Origin of the sequence: Ottowia sp., from assembly GCF_047975795.1 — a bacterium.
Lineage (GTDB): Bacteria > Pseudomonadota > Gammaproteobacteria > Burkholderiales > Burkholderiaceae_C > Ottowia.
Window position 1 is genome coordinate 18,167 of sequence record NZ_JBKEEE010000090.1, and the last position, 17,576, is coordinate 35,742.

Annotated in this window: 16 protein-coding genes; 11 read left to right on the plus strand and 5 right to left on the minus strand. The window is 62.2% G+C overall.

Annotated elements, in window-relative coordinates; all coding sequences use genetic code 11:
• The first annotated feature begins 5 nt into the window (after positions 1–5).
• The 3 genes from cysK to ACK5NW_RS13945 all read left to right on the plus strand — a co-directional run bounded on the left by cysK (position 6) and on the right by ACK5NW_RS13945 (position 3,382).
• Positions 6–923, plus strand: coding sequence for a cysteine synthase A (cysK, locus tag ACK5NW_RS13935; protein ID WP_416929079.1), 918 nt, complete (start codon positions 6–8; stop codon positions 921–923).
• Between the two features lie 109 nt (positions 924–1,032).
• Positions 1,033–1,998 carry a tripartite tricarboxylate transporter substrate-binding protein gene (locus ACK5NW_RS13940; protein WP_416929081.1) on the plus strand — a complete coding sequence of 322 codons (966 nt, stop codon included), beginning with the start codon at positions 1,033–1,035 and terminating at the stop codon, positions 1,996–1,998.
• 49 nt (positions 1,999–2,047) lie between these two features.
• Positions 2,048–3,382: a sulfatase gene (locus tag ACK5NW_RS13945; protein WP_416929083.1), complete on the plus strand. Its 1,335-nt coding sequence runs from the start codon at positions 2,048–2,050 to the stop codon at positions 3,380–3,382.
• A gap of 44 nt (positions 3,383–3,426) precedes the next feature.
• On the opposite strand, the gene ACK5NW_RS13950 is transcribed toward ACK5NW_RS13945, so the two are convergent.
• The gene (locus ACK5NW_RS13950; protein ID WP_416929179.1) at positions 3,427–4,464 is read right to left on the minus strand and encodes an AraC family transcriptional regulator; all 1,038 of its coding nucleotides are present in this window, start codon (positions 4,462–4,464) and stop codon (positions 3,427–3,429) included.
• Positions 4,465–4,696: 232 nt separating this feature from the next.
• Between ACK5NW_RS13950 and ACK5NW_RS13955 the strand changes: the two genes are divergently transcribed.
• The 8 genes from ACK5NW_RS13955 (at position 4,697) to ACK5NW_RS13990 (ending at position 14,025) form a co-directional block, all read left to right on the plus strand.
• The gene (locus ACK5NW_RS13955) at positions 4,697–6,379 is read left to right on the plus strand and encodes an AMP-binding protein (RefSeq protein ID WP_416929085.1); all 1,683 of its coding nucleotides are present in this window, start codon (positions 4,697–4,699) and stop codon (positions 6,377–6,379) included.
• 51 nt (positions 6,380–6,430) lie between these two features.
• Positions 6,431–8,038, plus strand: a complete 1,608-nt coding sequence (locus ACK5NW_RS13960; RefSeq protein WP_416929087.1) for a carboxyl transferase domain-containing protein — start codon at positions 6,431–6,433, stop codon at positions 8,036–8,038.
• A gap of 27 nt (positions 8,039–8,065) precedes the next feature.
• The gene (locus ACK5NW_RS13965) at positions 8,066–8,518 is read left to right on the plus strand and encodes a hypothetical protein (protein ID WP_416929089.1); all 453 of its coding nucleotides are present in this window, start codon (positions 8,066–8,068) and stop codon (positions 8,516–8,518) included.
• Positions 8,519–8,568: 50 nt separating this feature from the next.
• The gene (locus ACK5NW_RS13970; protein ID WP_416929091.1) at positions 8,569–9,069 is read left to right on the plus strand and encodes a DinB family protein; all 501 of its coding nucleotides are present in this window, start codon (positions 8,569–8,571) and stop codon (positions 9,067–9,069) included.
• The gene (locus tag ACK5NW_RS13975) at positions 9,066–9,848 is read left to right on the plus strand and encodes an enoyl-CoA hydratase/isomerase family protein (protein ID WP_416929093.1); all 783 of its coding nucleotides are present in this window, start codon (positions 9,066–9,068) and stop codon (positions 9,846–9,848) included. Before ACK5NW_RS13970 ends, ACK5NW_RS13975 begins: the two co-directional genes overlap by 4 nt.
• A gap of 253 nt (positions 9,849–10,101) precedes the next feature.
• On the plus strand, positions 10,102–10,860 hold the full coding sequence (locus tag ACK5NW_RS13980) for a DUF4126 domain-containing protein (protein WP_416929095.1): 759 nt from the start codon (positions 10,102–10,104) through the stop codon (positions 10,858–10,860).
• Between the two features lie 39 nt (positions 10,861–10,899).
• Positions 10,900–11,955: a biotin synthase BioB gene (gene bioB, locus ACK5NW_RS13985; RefSeq protein WP_416929097.1), complete on the plus strand. Its 1,056-nt coding sequence runs from the start codon at positions 10,900–10,902 to the stop codon at positions 11,953–11,955.
• 54 nt (positions 11,956–12,009) lie between these two features.
• Positions 12,010–14,025: an acetyl/propionyl/methylcrotonyl-CoA carboxylase subunit alpha gene (locus ACK5NW_RS13990; RefSeq protein WP_416929099.1), complete on the plus strand. Its 2,016-nt coding sequence runs from the start codon at positions 12,010–12,012 to the stop codon at positions 14,023–14,025.
• 40 nt (positions 14,026–14,065) lie between these two features.
• Here ACK5NW_RS13990 and ACK5NW_RS13995 read toward each other — a convergent pair whose 3' ends face one another.
• From ACK5NW_RS13995 to ruvB, 4 genes are all read right to left on the minus strand, one after another.
• Positions 14,066–14,419: a hypothetical protein gene (locus ACK5NW_RS13995; RefSeq protein WP_416929101.1), complete on the minus strand. Its 354-nt coding sequence runs from the start codon at positions 14,417–14,419 to the stop codon at positions 14,066–14,068.
• Between the two features lie 446 nt (positions 14,420–14,865).
• The gene (locus ACK5NW_RS14000; protein WP_416929103.1) at positions 14,866–15,468 is read right to left on the minus strand and encodes a DNA-3-methyladenine glycosylase I; all 603 of its coding nucleotides are present in this window, start codon (positions 15,466–15,468) and stop codon (positions 14,866–14,868) included.
• Positions 15,469–15,552: 84 nt separating this feature from the next.
• Positions 15,553–16,242 carry an aquaporin Z gene (gene aqpZ / locus ACK5NW_RS14005; RefSeq protein ID WP_416929105.1) on the minus strand — a complete coding sequence of 230 codons (690 nt, stop codon included), beginning with the start codon at positions 16,240–16,242 and terminating at the stop codon, positions 15,553–15,555.
• A 209-nt stretch (positions 16,243–16,451) separates the two neighbouring features.
• Positions 16,452–17,531, minus strand: a complete 1,080-nt coding sequence (gene ruvB / locus ACK5NW_RS14010) for a Holliday junction branch migration DNA helicase RuvB (RefSeq protein ID WP_416929107.1) — start codon at positions 17,529–17,531, stop codon at positions 16,452–16,454.
• Positions 17,532–17,576: the final 45 nt, after the last annotated feature.

A 17,576-nucleotide genomic window follows, 5' to 3' on the forward strand; every position in this document is an offset into this window, starting at 1 on the left:
AACCTATGAAAGCCGACAACATCCTGCAAACCATTGGCCGTACCCCCGAGGTGCGCATCAACCGCCTGTTTGGCCCTGGTGCCCACGTGTGGGTCAAAGCCGAACGCGCCAACCCCGGCGGTTCGGTCAAAGACCGCATTGCCCTGGCCATGGTGGAGGCGGCGCAAGCATCAGGCCAGCTTAAACCCGGCGGCACCATCATCGAACCCACCAGCGGCAACACCGGCGTGGGCCTGGCCATGGTAGCCGCTGTCAAGGGCTACAAACTGGTGCTGGTGATGCCCGACAGCATGAGCGTGGAGCGCCGCCGTTTGATGCTGGCCTACGGGGCCACGTTCGATCTGACGCCGCGCGAAAAGGGCATGAAAGGGGCCATCGCCCGCGCTGAAGAGCTGGCCGCGCAAACACCCGGTGCCTGGATACCGCAGCAGTTTGACAACCCGGCCAACGTCACGGCGCACGAGCAAACCACGGCGCAGGAGATTCTGGCCGATTTTCCTGACGGGCTGGACGTGCTGATCACCGGCGTGGGCACGGGCGGCCACATTACCGGCTGCGCGCGTGTGCTCAAAGCCCAATGGCCGCAATTGAAGGTGTACGCGGTGGAGCCGACACAATCGCCCGTCATCAGCGGTGGCGCACCCGCTCCGCACCCCATTCAGGGCATTGGCGCAGGCTTTGTGCCCAAAAACCTCGACACCAGCTTGCTGGATGGCGTGATTCAGGTCGAAGCCGAAGCCGCCCGTGAAATGGCGCGCCGCTCAGCACGCGAAGAAGGCATGCTGGTGGGCATCAGCAGCGGGGCCACGCTGGCCGCCATCGCCCAAAAGCTGCCCGAGCTGCCTGCCGGTGCCAAGGTGCTGGGCTTTAACTACGACACGGGTGAGCGGTACCTGTCGGTGGAAGGGTTTTTGCCCGCGTAAACCTGTGCCATCCAATCCATGACGTGCACGGACGCCACGGGCACTATGACCCAGTGAACAAAACGTGACTCGGACTGTGACTCAGCCCACCCCCAAGGAGACTCTGTACATGCAACGCCGCACCCTGATCCGTTCCGCAGCCTTGGCCGCGGTCAGCAGCAGCCTGGGCGCACCTGCCCTGGCGCAGCAGTCTGACGTGGTGCGCCTGATCGTGCCGTATGCGCCCGGTGGTGGCAGCGACCGCGCGGCGCGGCTGGTGGGTGACAAGCTGGGCGCTCAACTTGGCCAGACCGTGCTGGTCGAGAACAAGCCCGGCGCAGGCGGGCGCTTGGCCGCCCAGCAGTTGCGTGGCGCGTCGGCCGACACACAGTCGCTGCTGCTGGCCAATCCAGCCATCATGGTGGTGGCTCCGCTGGTGTTCAAAAACAGCGGCTACGACCCGATGCGCGACTTTCAGCCGGTTTCCAGCGCCAGCAGCTATGAATTTGTGGTGGCGGTGGGCGCAGCAGTGCCGGTCAAGGCGCTATCGCATTTGCTGGCATGGCTGAAGGCCAACCCGGCCAGTGCCAACTTTGGCGTACCAGCGACCGGCAGCCTCCCGCACTTCTTTGGTTTGATGGTGGGCGAGAAGGCCGACGTCAAGGCGCAGGTAGTCGGTTATCGCGGCTCCGGCCCGCTGATGACGGATCTGATCGGCGGGCAAGTGCCCGTGGCTTTTGACACCATGGATGCCGTGCTGCCGCACGCTGAGGGTGGGCGGGTTCGCATCCTGGCGTCATCTGGCGCCAAGCGTTCCATCTTCTCGCCCCAGATCCCGACGTTTCGCGAAGCTGGGCTCGATCTGGTGGCCAGCGGCTGGAACTGCTTTTTTGCCCCAGCGGCGATGCCCGCAGCGACCGTCACGCGCCTGTCTGGTGCCATTGAAAAGGTGATGCGCGACGCCGACACCCAACGCCGCTTCGTCGATGCCAAGCTCACCCCGGTGGCCAGCAACGCCGCCCAGACCGCGGCCATGATCAAGGCATTCCGCGCCCAATGGGCACCAGTGGTGCAACGCTCTGGCTATCAGCCCTGATCCTGTAGCGCTGAACTTTGGGGCATATTCAAGCAATGACTGCAAAAGAATGACTGTAAAAGCACGCCCCAACATCATTTTTATCGTGGCCGATGATCTGGGTTACGCGGATCTGGGCTGCTACGGTGGTCGTCAAGCGGTGTTTGGTCCGGTATCGCCTGAGCTGGACAAACTGGCGGCTGGGGGCCTGAAGCTCACCCAGGGCTACAGCAACTCGCCCGTGTGTTCGCCCACGCGCTTTGCGCTGATGACAGCGCGCTACCAGTACCGCCTGCGCGGTGGCGCTGACGAACCCATCAATTCGCGCAGCCGCGGCAGCGACGTGCTGGGCCTGCCGCCCGGGGTGCCCACCTTGCCTTCGCTGTTGCGCGGCGTGGGCTATCGCACCGCGCTGATGGGCAAATGGCACCTGGGTTACCCGCCGCACTTTGGCCCGCTCAAGTCTGGCTACGAAGAATTCTTCGGCCCCATGTCGGGCGGCGTGGATTACTTCAGCCATTGCAGCTCAACCGGCCAGCATGACCTGTTCATCGGCAATGCCGAGCAGCAGGTGGAGGGCTACCTGACCGACCTGATCACCGAGCGCAGCATCGATTACGTGCAGCGCATGGCCGAAGGCGCACGCTGCGGCACGCCGTTTTTCCTCAGCATGCACTACACCGCGCCGCACTGGCCGTGGGAAACGCGCGACGACGCCCACATGGTGGATGACGTGCGCGCCAACCTGTTTCACCTGCACGGCGGCAACATCCACACCTATCGCCGCATGATTCACCACATGGACGAAGGCATCGGGCGCGTGGTCAAGACGCTGCGTGCGCAGAATCTGCTGGACGACACCTTGATTGTCTTTACCAGCGACAACGGCGGTGAGCGTTTTTCAGACAACTGGCCCCTGGTCGGCGGCAAGATGGATCTGACCGAAGGCGGTATTCGCGTGCCCTGGATTGCCCACTGGCCAAGCGTCATTCCGCCCGGCTGCGAAAGCGGGCAACTGTGCATGACCATGGACTGGTCGGCCACCATGATCGAGCTGGCCGGTGCCCGGCCGCAGCCGGACTACCCGCTGGATGGCGTGTCGCTGGCTGCGGTGCTGCGCGATCCGTCCACGCTGTTCGAGCGCCCTTTGTACTGGCGTATGAACCACCGTGGACAGCGCGCGCTGCGGCGCGGCGACTGGAAGTACCTGCGGGTGGACGGCAACGACTATCTGTTCAACGTGGTCGACGACGCGCGCGAGCGTGCCAACCGCGCACCGCGCGAGCCTGATCGTCTGCAAGCCATGCGTGCCGACTGGCAAGCCTGGGATGCCAGCGTGCCGCCGATTCCGCTTGATGCCACCGTCAGCCTGGGTTATGGCACCAAGGACATGCCCCAGCGCTGAAGGCGCAGGCCTGTGAATCCATATCCATCGCATCTTTCATCTGCTCATGCCTGGCCGCCTTGCTGCCGGTGTTCTTGCGGGGTTTGACCCGTCCACTGGCGGAAGGCGCGGGCAAAGCTTTTATCGCTGGCAAATCCTGCCGCGCGCGCCACGCGGGCGATGGGCTGGCGGGTGCGCAGCAGCAGGACGCTGGCGCGCGCGCAGCGCACCTCATCTTTCAGCGCTTGCAAGCTGCTGCCTTCGGCGGCCAGTTGACGGTGCAGGCTGCGGGTGGACAGCCCCAGTTGCGCGGCCAGAGTGTCGGCGGTGTGCACGCTGCCAGCCGGTTGCAACAGGCGGCGCACGCGGTGCGACAGCAGGCGGTCGCGTCGGTAAGGCCACACCATGATGGGCAAGGCGCGGCGCAGCATCTGGTCGAGCGCGGGAGCGTCGCGGCGCAGCGGCAATTGCAGATAGGGAGCGTCAAACGTCAGCGCGGCGTGGGGCGCGCTGAACTGCACCGGGCCGGGAAACAGGCGCGCGTACAAATCGGCATGCGGCGGCACAGCCAGCGGAAACTGCACCGAACGCAGCGCAATGTGCGAATCCACCAGCCAACTGGCCAACCCATGCACGTTGCGCAGCAGCGAGAGCAGGGCGAATTCACGCAGCACGCCCAGATCGCGGTGCTCGGCAATGTCAAGCCGCGCCTGGTCGCCGTGCTGGGTGAGCGAAAGGGTCACGTCTTCGGTCAGCAGGCGGTGGTGGCGGCACCAACGCGCCAGCGCCACGCCCAGCGTGGGCGCGCTGATGCTGGCGCGCGCCAGCATGCCGTAACTGCCCCAGGGCAAGCGGCGGCTGAACCAGCCAGGGGCTTCGTCGTCCAGCTCTTGCATGGCGGCGGCGCACAGGCGCTCGAACTGCAAGGCCGTGACATGGTTGCCTGGTTTTTGAATGTCTTTTGGCGTAATTTGCGCCTTGATCAAAGCCCCGCAAGGGTCGAGGCCGCGCTGTGCATACGCCTGAACAACCGCCTGAACCAAAGCCACAGGCGTGCGCGCTGGCAAATGCCATAGGGGGGTTGGAGTCCGCTGAGGTGCCATGCTTTCAGTGTTGATGAACTTGGCAGTTTTTGCAACCCGTGTGGCAACAGGCATGACCACTGCCGGGATAAGCTCCAAGACTTGGCAGGCGCGGACACTGGGTGCGTGCGATATAGGTGCGTGTGACATGGTGGGTTGTAGATGCGCTGCCCGGCAACCACCGCTGCCGCCAGTCACAACGACTACGATGGCGTGTGCACCGCCCGTGATAGAGACCAAGGAGACCAACCCGATGACCACCCAGTTGACTGAAAGCCACGCCCGCGGCAACGCCGACGCGCCGCTGCTGGAGCAGACCATCGGCGATTTTTTTGATGACATGGCGGCGCGCCAGCCCGATGCGCTGGCGCTGGTCAGCCGTCACGAGAGCGTGCGCCTGAGCTATCGTCAATTGCAGGCCGAAGCCAACCGCTTGGCCAGCGCCTTGCTGCGCACGGGCCTCAAGCCGGGCGACCGCATCGGCATCTGGTCGCACAACAACCTGGCCTGGGTGCTGATGCAGATCGCCACCGCCAAGGCGGGGCTGATTCTGGTCAACATCAACCCCGCCTACCGCATGGCTGAGGTGGAATACGCGCTGAACAAGGTGGGCTGCAAGGCGCTGGTGACGATGCCGCGCTTCAAGACCAGCGAGTACCTGGCCATGCTGCGCGAGCTGGGCGCGGCCAGGCTGCCCACGCTGAAAAACATCTGGTGGATTGACCTGCCCGGTGCTGCCGACGAAGCGGCGGGCGAGATCCCGCTGGCGCGCTTTTCCGCGTTGCTGGCCAGTGGCGATGCGCAGGACGGGCGCGTGGCCGAGGTGCAGCGCACGCTGCAAAGCACCGACCCCATCAACATCCAGTTCACCAGCGGCACCACCGGCTTCCCGAAGGGGGCCACGCTGACGCACCGCAACATCCTCAACAACGGCCTGTTCATCGGCGACTGCATGAAGCTGGGGCCACAGGACAAGTTGTGCATCCCCGTGCCCATGTACCACTGCTTTGGCATGGTGCTGGGCAACCTGGCCTGCCTGACGCACGGCAGCGCCATCATCTACCCCAACGACGGGTTCGATGCGCTGACGGTGCTGGAGACGGTGCAGGCCGAGCGCTGCACCGGCCTGCACGGCGTGCCGACCATGTTCATCGCCGAGCTGGACCACCCGCGCTTTGCCGAGTTCGATCTGAGCAGCCTGCGCACCGGCATCATGGCCGGCACCGCCTGCCCCATTGAGGTCATGAAGCGCGTGGTCGAACAGATGCACCTGCGCGAGATCACCATCGCCTATGGCATGACCGAGACCAGCCCGGTCAGCTGCCAGAGCAGCACCAGCACGCCGCTGGAAAAGCGCGTGGCCACCGTGGGCACCGTGCAGCCGCACCTGGAGGTGAAGATCGTCAATCCGGACAACGGCACCACCCTGCCGCTGGGCCAGTCGGGCGAGCTGTGCACGCGCGGCTATTCGGTGATGCACGGCTACTGGGGCGACGAGGAAAAAACCCGCGAGGCCATCGACGCCGAAGGCTGGATGCACACGGGTGACCTGGCCACCATGGACGCCGAGGGCTACGTCAACATCGTCGGCCGCATCAAGGACATGGTGATCCGCGGCGGCGAGAACGTCTACCCGCGCGAGATTGAAGAATTTTTGTACCGCCACCCCAAGGTGCAGGACGTGCAGATTGTGGGCGTGCCCGATGCGCGCTTTGGCGAGGAGCTGTGCGCCTGGATCGTTGTCAAGCCCGGCCAGCAGCTCACCGAAGACGAGGTACGCGCCTTCTGCAAGGGCCAGATCGCGCACTACAAGGTGCCGCGCTACATGAAGTTCGTGGCCGAGTTTCCGATGACGGTGACCGGCAAGATCCAGAAGTTCAAGATCCGCGACCAGATGAAGCAAGAGTTGGGTTTGTCAGAGCAAAAAACGGCCTGATCGCAGATAAATCAAGCGCAACAAGCTATTTAAATCATAGTAAAGGTGAATATGCCCGTCATTCAAAGCAAGCTCAGCGTTCGTTCGGCCGACTTTCAGGCCAACGCAGCGGCCATGCGCGCCGTGGTCGACGATCTGAAAGCGCAGGTGCAGCAAGTTGGCCAGGGCGGCGGCGAAGCTGCACGCAAAAAACACACCGATCGCGGCAAGCTGCTGCCACGCGTGCGCGTGCAAATGCTGCTCGATCCTGGCACGCCGTTTCTGGAAGTGGCCCCGCTGGCCGCGCTGAACATGTACGGCGGCGATGCGCCGGGCGGCGGCATCGTGGCGGGCATTGGCCGCGTGTCGGGCGTGGACTGCATGGTTGTCTGTAACGACGCCACGGTCAAAGGCGGCACCTATTACCCCATCACTGTCAAAAAACACCTGCGCGCGCAAGAGATCGCCGAGGCCAACCGCCTGCCCTGCATTTACCTGGTCGATTCAGGCGGAGCCAACCTGCCCAACCAGGACGAGGTGTTTCCCGATCGCGACCACTTTGGCCGCATCTTCTATAACCAGGCCAACATGAGCGCGCAGGGCATTGCGCAGATTGCCGTGGTCATGGGCAGTTGCACCGCAGGCGGTGCCTACGTGCCCGCCATGAGCGACGAAAGCATCATCGTCAAAAACCAGGGCACCATCTTTTTAGGCGGCCCGCCACTGGTCAAGGCCGCCACCGGCGAGGTGGTCAGCGCCGAAGACTTAGGGGGTGGCGACGTACACACGCGCCTGTCAGGCGTGGCCGACCACTTGGCTGAAAACGACATGCATGCGCTGGCGCTGGCGCGCCAAATCGTCGCGCAGCTCAACGTCAAAAAGCAGTACAGCGGCGATTTGAGGGCACCAGTGGCCCCTCAATATGAAACGGATGAGCTGTACGGCGTGATCCCCGTGGATACGCGCAAACCGTTCGACGTGCGCGAAATCATCGCCCGCATCGTTGACGGCAGCGAATTGCAAGAGTTCAAGGCCCGCTACGGCACCACCTTGGTGTGCGGCTTTGCCCGCATCGAGGGCATGCCGGTCGGCATTGTCGCCAACAACGGCATCCTGTTCAGCGAGAGCGCGCAAAAGGGCGCGCACTTCATCGAGCTGTGCTGCCAGCGCAAGATTCCGCTGGTGTTTTTGCAGAACATCACCGGCTTCATGGTTGGCCGCAAGGTTGAAAACGAAGGCATTGCCCGCCACGGTGCCAAGATGGTCACCGCCGTGGCCACGGCCAATGTGCCCAAGTTCACCATCATCATCGGCGGCAGCTTCGGTGCGGGCAATTACGGCATGTGTGGCCGCGCCTACAGCCCGCACTTTCTGTGGATGTGGCCCAACGCCCGCATCAGCGTCATGGGCGGCGAGCAGGCCGCCAGCGTGCTGGCCACCGTGCGCCGCGACGGCATCGAAGCCAAAGGTGGCCAATGGAGTGCTGAGGAAGAAGACGCCTTCAAAGCCCCCATCCGCCAACAGTACGAAGAACAAGGCCACCCCTACTACGCCACCGCCCGCCTGTGGGACGACGGCATCATCGACCCGGCCGACACCCGCCGCGTGCTGGCGCTGGGCTTGAGTGCGGCGCAGAACGCGCCGGTGCCGGAGGTGAAATTTGGCGTTTTCAGAATGTAGTGTTCGGCTTATCAATGGGGAGCGATGATGAACGATGCGGTATGGGGGTTTTTAAGCGCAGTGGCAGGTAGTCTGATTGGTGGAGTGATTGCGTGGAGAGTAGCGATGGTGGCTACACGCGCGCAAGTAGCAGCTGCGTTGGAGGCCACCAGTCTTCAAATCAATGCTTCGCGTGACATGGAGCGGCGCAAACAAGAGCGGGACTTGGCGCTCAAGTTACTGATTGAAATTGATGAGTTTGTCCATGTGTCGTTTCGTGGCTCGAAAGAAGACCGTCAATTGGCTGGCCGCACTATGTTGACAACTGCACTGACCGTTTTAAAGGTGGATGACGTCAAGGCCTTCAATGAACAGTTAACACGCATTGATCGCTATCACCAAGTCAGAGCGGCTGACAAATCAATTGCGGGTTTGACGAATTACAGTCAAGTTGAAAATTTTTTCGTCAGTCGAAATACCGTATTTGCAAAGACATTCTGAATGTTGATGTTTCGGTTTTTCAGAGATCAAGTACTGAGAAGTAGCTGCAAATGAGCTTCTACATCTACGCCATGACCCTGGCCCGCTACAACGCCTGGGCCACGCAGCGCCTGCTGGATGCGGTGGCGCAGGTGCATGAAGACGACTACCGCCGCGATGTGGGCCTGTTCTTCAAGAGCATTCACGGCACGCTGAACCACCTGCTGGTGGCCGAGCACCTGCTGTGGTTCCGTCGCTTTGCCGAAGGCGTGTCGCCCAAGCTGGCGCTGGATGATGAAGTGGAGCCTGACCGCGCTCGTCTGGCCGAGCACTTGACTGAAGGTGCCGCATCCTGGCAACCGCTGATTGTCAGTTGGTCTGCTGACCGTTTTGACGGCGTACTGAGTTACACCACCATGCGCGGCCAACCAGCCACACTGCCTTTTGCCGCCACGCTGGCCCATGTGTTCAACCACGGCACGCACCACCGCGGGCAGATCACCGCGTTGGGCCAACCGTGTCCTGAGCTGGACATGGTCTACATGCTGCAAGACGAATCGAGGAACCCATGACAGAACAAGCCATCCGCATCAGCACCCAGGGCCATGTGGCCACGGTAACGCTGAACCGCCCCGAGGTGCGCAACGCCTTCAACGACGAAGTCATTGCCGAGCTGACTGAGGCGTTTGTCCGTTTGGGGGATGCGCCCGAGGTGCGCGCCATCGTGCTCATGGCCGAAGGCAAGGCGTTCTGCGCCGGTGCTGATTTGAACTGGATGCGTCGCATGGCCGACTATTCGCGCGATGAAAACCTGGCCGACGCCGAAAAGCTGGCCTTCATGCTGCGCACGTTGTACGAATGCCCCAAACCCACCATCGCGCGCGTGCAAGGTGACGTGTATGCCGGCGGCCTGGGCCTGGTGGCGGCGTGCGATGTGGTGGTGAGCGTGCCCACGGCGCACTTTTGCGTCAGCGAGGTCAAGCTGGGGCTGATTCCGGCCACCATCAGCCCCTACCTGATCCGCGCCATTGGCCCCCGCGCGGCGCATCGCTACTTTTTGACCGCCGAGCGTTTTGATGCGGACGAAGCGCACCGTCTGGGGCTGGTGCATGAGGTGGTGCCCGCCGATCAATTGGACGCCAAGGTGGGCGAGCTGGCCAACGCACTCACCACCAACAGCCCCAATGCCGTGCGCGAATGCAAAAAGCTGGTGCACGAGGTGGCGTACCACAACATTTCGCGCCTGCTGATCGAGCGCACCGTGGAGGGCATTGCCGACATCCGTGCCAGCGACGAGGGTAAAGAAGGCGTGCAGTCCTTTCTTCAGAAACGCAAAGCAAGATGGTTGTAACCCCCCCTGAGTCGCTGCGCACCTTCCCCCGGAAGGGGGACAACGCCACTGGCCATGCACAACACGGCCACGACGTTCGCTGGCCTGGCCTGTTCCGCAGCCGTTTGGTCACGGGCGCGACTTGCGGCGCAGCCACTGGGAGCGTGGCGATGTGCAGGCTTCGGGTTTGTGTGATTAAAGCGGCCTCTGGCGCTTTCGTGACAAGCATAGACGGCTATCAAAAAAGTAGCTTTCTGGCGCGTGTGGGCGGGTGATGGACGACTTCATTCAACACCTCGTCCAATGGCTGCATGGCATCGGCATTCATCCCGGCACGGATGCGGCGCAGGCCGTCGGTCAGGCGGCGGGGCAGGTCGCGGGACAGATGGGCGCTGCGGTCAACGCGGCGACAGCGCAGCTCGACATGCCCAGCCTGCTGGCGCTGGCAGCGGCGCTGGGCTGGGCCAGCGGTTTCAGGCTGTATGCGGTGGTGTTTTTGACTGGGGCCATGGGTTACGCGGGCTGGATCGCACTGCCCGAAGGGCTGCATCTGCTGCAGCACCCGGCGGTGCTGACGGCCAGCGGCGTGATGCTGCTGGTGGAGTTTTTGGCCGACAAGATTCCGTGGGTGGACAGCCTGTGGGATTCGGTCAACGCCTTTATCCGCATCCCGGCCGGGGCGCTGCTGGCCGCTGGGGCGTTGGGGGCCGATTCGGCCGCCATGGGCCTGGTGGGTGCGCTGCTGGGTGGTTCATTGGCGGCCACATCGTTCGCCACCAAGGCCACCACGCGCGCAGCCATCAACACCAGCCCCGAGCCGTTCAGTAACTGGCTGGCCTCCTTCTTCGAGGACGGACTGGTCGTCGGCGTGGTCTGGTTGGCGACACAACATCCAGTGGCGTTTGGTGTGGCGCTGGCGTTGATGCTGGTCGTATCGGTACTGCTGCTGGTGGTGTTGTTTAAATTTTTGAAGCTGGTGATTGCCAAGCTGCGCGGACGCGGGGGCGATCCGCCCGCGTCGGTGTCCACCTGACGTCTACCTTGTTTTGTTTTTGTGAAAGTTGATTTTCTGATGCAACCCCTTGCTTCTTCGCTGCCGAATGCCTCCCCCACACCCGAGGGTACATCCACCACCTGGACGGTGGACGCCGTGGCCGCACTGCTGGATCTGCCGCTGTCTGATCTGATTTTTCGCGCCCAACAGGTGCATCGCACGCATTTCGATGCCGATGTGGTGCAGTTGTCCACGCTGCTGTCGATCAAAACCGGCGGATGCGAAGAAGACTGCGCGTACTGTCCGCAGTCGGCGCATTTCGACACCGGCGTCACGGCCGACAAGCTGATGCCACTGGATGAAGTGCTGACCGCTGCGCGGGCGGCGCAGGCCAGTGGAGCCACGCGCTTTTGCATGGGTGCGGCCTGGCGCTCGCCCAAGCCGCGCCATCTGACTCAGGTGCAGGCCATGGTGGCTGCCGTGAAAGCGCTCGGTTTGGAGACTTGCCTGACTGCGGGCATGCTGGAGCCGGGGCAAGCACAAGCATTGCGTGATGCAGGGCTGGACTACTACAACCACAACCTGGATACCGCGCCTGAGTTTTATGGTCAGGTCATCACCACCCGCACCTACGAAGACCGGCTCAACACGCTGGCCCAGGTGCGCGATGCAGGCATGCGCGTGTGCTGTGGCGGCATATTGGGCATGGGCGAAACGCGGCGTCAACGTGCCGGGCTGATTGCGCAACTGGCCAACTTGTCGCCTTACCCCGACTCAGTGCCCATCAACAACCTAGTGCAGGTGCAAGGCACGCCGCTGGCGGGCACGCCCGAGCTGGATCCGTTTGAATTTGTGCGCGTGATTGCAGCCGCGCGCATCACCATGCCGCGTGCACTGGTGCGCCTGTCTGCCGGGCGGGAGATGATGTCCGAACAAACCCAGGCGCTGTGCTTTCTGGCCGGTGCCAATTCCATCTTTTATGGCGACCGCCTGCTGACGACAAAAAACCCGCAGGCCGAACGCGACCGCGCCCTGCTAGTCAAGCTGGGCATGCGCATGGATCACATGCGTGCGGATCAGCCCGCGCATGCTGACCGTGAGCACGCCCGCAGCCCGCAGGAAACCGTTGCATGAGTGATTTTCAAAAACTATTGCGCCCGAACCGAATGCCATCATGAGGAGACTTGTATGTTCACCAAAATCCTGATCGCCAATCGCGGCGAAATCGCCTGCCGCGTGGCCGCCACCGCCCGTCGCATGGGAGTCAAGACCGTGGCGGTGTATTCCGACGCCGACGCGCACGCCAAGCACGTCATGGCCTGCGACGAGGCGGTGCACGTGGGCGGCAACGCGCCCAAAGAAAGCTATTTGCAATGGCAGCGCATCATCGACGCGGCCAAGGCCACGGAGGCACAGGCCATTCACCCCGGCTACGGTTTTTTGAGCGAAAACGAAGACTTTGCCAAAGCCTGTGCCGGTGCGGGCCTGGTCTTCATCGGCCCGCCCGCAGCGGCCATCAAGGACATGGGCTTGAAGGCTGAATCCAAGCGTTTGATGGAGGCCGCCAAGGTGCCGCTGGTGCCCGGCTACCACGGTGCTGATCAATCGCCCGAACTTTTGAAAAAAGAAGCTGATCGCATCGGCTACCCCGTGCTCATCAAGGCCAGCGCGGGCGGCGGCGGCAAGGGCATGCGCGCGGTGGACAATGCTGAGGGCTTCATGGCCGCGCTGGACAGTTGCAAACGCGAAGCCATTAATAGTTTTGGCGATGATGCGGTGCTGGTCGAGAAATACGTGCAGCGCCCGCGCCACATCGAGATTCAGGTATTTGGCGACGCGCACGGCCGTTACGTGTACCTGTTCGAGCGCGACTGCTCGGTGCAGCGCCGTCACCAGAAGGTGCTGGAAGAAGCCCCCGCGCCGGGCATGACTGAGAGCCTGCGCCAGAAAATGGGCGAGGCGGCCGTTGCAGCGGCGCGCGCCGTCAACTATGTGGGCGCGGGCACGGTGGAGTTCATCGTCGAGCAGCCGGGCAGCTACGACCAACCCGAAGACATGAAGTTCTATTTCATGGAGATGAACACCCGCCTGCAGGTCGAGCACCCGGTGACCGAGGCCATCACAGGCCTGGACCTGGTGGAGTGGCAACTGCGCGTGGCCGCCGGCGAGCCGCTGCCGCTGGCGCAAGACGATCTCGATTTGAACGGCCACGCCATCGAAGCACGCATTTGCGCCGAAAACCCCGACAACAATTTTCTGCCCGCTACTGGCACCCTGCACGTGTACCGCAAGCCTTTGTCCAGCGCTTTTGAAATTGACGAAGTGCGCATCGACGACGGCGTGCGCGAGGGCGACGCCATCAGCCCGTTTTACGACAGCATGATCGCCAAGCTGATCGTCTGGGGGGCTTCGCGCGAAGAAGCGCTGGGCAAGCTGGATGCGGCATTGGCTGCGGTGCGCATCGTCGGTGTGCAGACCAACGTACAGTTTTTGCGCCGCGTGCTGGCCACGCCATCTTTCAGCCAGGCGCGGCTGGACACGGCCCTGATCGAGCGAGAGAAAGCCAGTCTGTTCGACCAAGACCCGCTGGGCCTGCACATGGCCGTGGCTGCTGCCGTGGCGCACACCGTGCTGGCCGAGCATGGTGCCGAAACGCTGGACCCGTTCAGCCGCACCGACGGTTTTCGCTCGCACGGCGTGGCTTCACGTCGCATCGATCTGGAATACGCGGGCCAGCCCGTAGTGGCCAAGCTGCGCTATTTGCACGACGGCCTGCAACTGCGCGTGGGAGGCGATGCGCCCGCACCGCTGTCGATCGAGCGGTTGCCCGGCGGCGGCATTGACGTGCGCTATGGCAACCAGCGGCAGGTGGTGCACATATTTCCGCGCGGTGAGGTGATGCACGTGTTTGGCAGCGCAGGGGCTACGCAAATCACCGAGCTGGACGTGCTGTCACACTCGGGCGAGCACGCAGGCGAAGGCGGCCGCCTGACGGCACCCATGCCCGGTAAGGTGGTGTCCATCGCCGTCAAGGCGGGCGACAAAGTCAGTCAAGGTCAGGCGCTGGCCGTGATGGAAGCCATGAAGATGGAGCACACCATCGCCGCACCGCAGGACGGCGTGGTGGGCGAAGTGCTGTACGGGCCGGGCGACCAGGTGCCCGAAGGGGCGGAGTTGCTGCGGTTGAATGGCATAGATGAATAAGTTTTTGGTATGCCACTGCTGTTGACGCGCCAAGCGTTGCTCAAAGAACGGCAAACAGCTTTTTCTTGAATTCCGGCAAGCGCTTGAGTCCGATCCGACTGGTGGATAAGACGTCTTCCCAATGCAGGTAGGCTTGCCGCAACTCGGTAGCTGTTTGGCAACATTGAATAGCTTCTAGTAATGTTAGGCGTGTATTCGGCTGGAACACGGTATTGACGGTGTTCATCATGAAATTGCGCGCCATCTCTATTTCTTTTTGAGTGCGTTGACTGGCCGGGGGTAGGTCTAGCTCATGATGGTTAGATGCTTTGAGGGATGAGGCCGTGTCGAGCGTTGGTGATGATGCAGTGGTGCTGATGATTTTGATGAGCTTTTGCTCAAGTAGGCTTTTCAAAATTGACGGTGCATCATTGCCTGCACAAAATGGCTCCAATGCTTTGCCTATTTTTTTCCATCCACTAACAGTAACACTCGACGTTCAATGAGTGAGAGCGGGATGTGTTTGGTTTCAATAACCTGTTTACCAACAGATGTCTTGGCAAACGTTGCCTCAAGCAAAGGTGGTAAAAAACTTGTCATGAAATAGGATGCTCTAAAGAGAAGCAACGCTCGGTTAGTAAATTCAATTGAATACTGAAGTAAGCATTATTTTGACGCAAAGATCAATGATGGATAACCATAAAGCTGAGTTGTGAGTTGCCCCTGTTGGAATGGTGCGCCAGGGCATAGGCCGCTGGCACGCCGTTCGTGGCCACGCTGGTGGTGACCTGTCCCATCCAGCCGTGCCAGCTTAAAAGTGCACGACGCCAATGCAGACGCTTCGTCTGATGTAGATGACCATCAGGTCGGCTTACTGAACCCCTTGCGCGCCTTGATCACCCTGGCGCGCACCGCGCAATCGGCCGCATGATCATTGACCAGCCCCATCGCTTGCATGAAGGCATAGGCAGTGGTGGGGCCGACGAACTTCCAGCCGCGCTTTTTTAAGTCTTTGCTCAGAGCGATGGACTCGGCTGTGGTTGATACAGCTTCGGAGGAGGTTGCGGCCTTGGGTTCCCAGCGCCAGAAGTAAGCGGCGAGCGACCCCGCCTCTTGCACCAGTTCGACCGCACGTCCCGCGTTGTGGATGGCCGCTTCGATCTTGCCGCGATGGCGCACGATGCCTTCGTCTTGCAGCAGCCTTTCAACATCTTTGGCGGTAAAGCGCGCCACCTGGTGGAAATCAAAGCCTGCAAACGCAGCGCGGAAATTCTCGCGTTTGGCCAAAATGGTGCGCCAGCTCAGGCCTGACTGAAAGCCTTCGAGGCAAATCTTTTCAAACAGCCGCAAGTCGTCTGCGACCGGAAAGCCCCATTCGTGGTCGTGGTAGGCCATGTACTCGGGCGTGGCGGTGCACCAACGGCAGCGCAATTGGCCATCTGTGCAGAGAAGGGATGTGTTCATGGGTGCAGTATGGCGCTGCCCAGCAGGCAAACAAAAGGCACGGCGATCGCCGTGCCTGAAGTGTTGGCTGAGGCTGGTTCAGCCTCAATCGTTCTGATTGCCGCATACCGCCCGGTAAATTACCGCGCCAAGCATGCCGCCCACGATGGGAGCCACCCAGAACAACCACAATTGGCCCATTGCGCCGGTCTGTGCAAACAGCGCCACGCCGGTGGAACGGGCCGGGTTGACCGACGTGTTGGACACCGGAATGCTGACCAGGTGAATCAGCGTCAGGCACAGGCCGATGGCAATGGGGGCAAAGCCTGCGGGCGCGTTCTTGTGCGTCGACCCCATGATGACGAACAAAAAGCCTGCCGTCAGCACCACTTCGCACACCAGCACGGCCATCAGCGAATAGCCGCCGGGCGACTTGTCGCCATAGCCGTTGGAGGCAAAGCCGCCTACTTCAAAACCGGGCTTGCCGCTGGCAACCAGGTACAGCACACCAGCAGCGGCAATGGCACCGATGACTTGGGCCACCACATAAGGCAGCAAATCCTTGCCCGAGAAGCGCCCGCCCGCCCACATGCCAAACGACACGGCGGGGTTGAAGTGCGCGCCCGAGACGTGGCCCAGTGCATAGGCCATGGTCAGCACCGTCAGGCCAAAGGCCAGTGACACACCCACAAAGCCAATGCCCAGCTCAGGAAAGGCCGCCGCCAGCACGGCGCTGCCGCAGCCGCCCAGCACCAGCCAGAAAGTGCCGATGAATTCCGCCAGATACTTGTTCATACGCTGTCCTCGAATGCCTTGATGAAAAACAAGTCGCACATGCTAATAAAATCGGCGGGCGGCGTCAGCGTGGTGACGGTTTTTTGTGACCTATGTCCGTCTTTGTCGCCACCAAAGAACGAAATGTGCAGGCAAACGCTGCACAGGTATCAGGACGTTACCCGTGGCATTGCCCAAAACGCTCAGGAAGCCCCGCAGAGCAAGGCCCGTCAGTGGCTGTCAAACAACTGCTCGCCGCTGTTGGCGCGCGGGGCCGACAAGCCGAGATGCCGGTACGCGGCCAGCGTGGCCACGCGCCCGCGGGGGGTGCGTTGCAAAAAACCTTGCTGAATCAGGTAAGGCTCGATCACGTCTTCGATGGTGCCCGCTTCTTCACCAATGCTGGCGGCAATGTTGTCCAGCCCCACCGGGCCGCCGTCAAAGCGGTGGATCACGGCTTCGAGCAGTTTGCGGTCCATGATGTCAAAGCCCTCGGGGTCCACGTCCAGCATGGCCAGCGCAGCGTGGGCAATGGCCTGGGTGATGCGGCCCTGGCCCTTCACATCGGCATAGTCGCGCACGCGGCGCAGCAGGCGGTTGGCAATACGCGGTGTGCCCCGGCTGCGGCGGGCAATTTCAAAAGCGCCTTCAGCATCGGCAGCCACGTTCAGCAAACCGGCGCTGCGCGTGACGATGCGCGCCAGCTCATCCGGCGTATAAAACTCCAGCCGCGCCACAATACCAAAGCGGTCGCGCAACGGGTTGGTGAGCATGCCCGCACGCGTGGTGGCCCCCACCAGGGTGAAGGGCTGCAAATCCAGCTTGATGCTGCGCGCCGCTGGCCCTTCGCCAATCATGATGTCAATCTGGTAGTCCTCCAGCGCGGGGTAAAGGATTTCTTCTACCACCGGGCTGAGGCGGTGGATTTCGTCGATGAACAGAACGTCGTTCTTCTCCAGATTGGTGAGCAAAGCCGCCAGATCCTTGGGCTTTTCGAGCACCGGGCCGCTGGTCTGGCGCAGGTTGACACCCAACTCGTGCGCAATGATGTGGCTCAGCGTGGTCTTGCCCAGACCGGGCGGACCGAACAGCAGCACGTGATCGAGCGCCTCAGCACGCTTTTTGGCCGCACCGATAAAGATGTCCAGTTGTTCGCGTGCTTTGGCTTGGCCGACGTATTCATCCAGCAGCTTGGGACGCAGCGCGCGCTCCAGGGCTTCTTCGCGCGGCGATGCGGCGGCGGCCGATACCGTGCGCGCCGCCGCCGCAGATTCGGCGGGCAGGGAGAATTCGTCGGTCTGGATGGTCACGTCTTGGGCGTCACGGCAGCTTTGGCGGCGCAGTCAGGGTTGCAC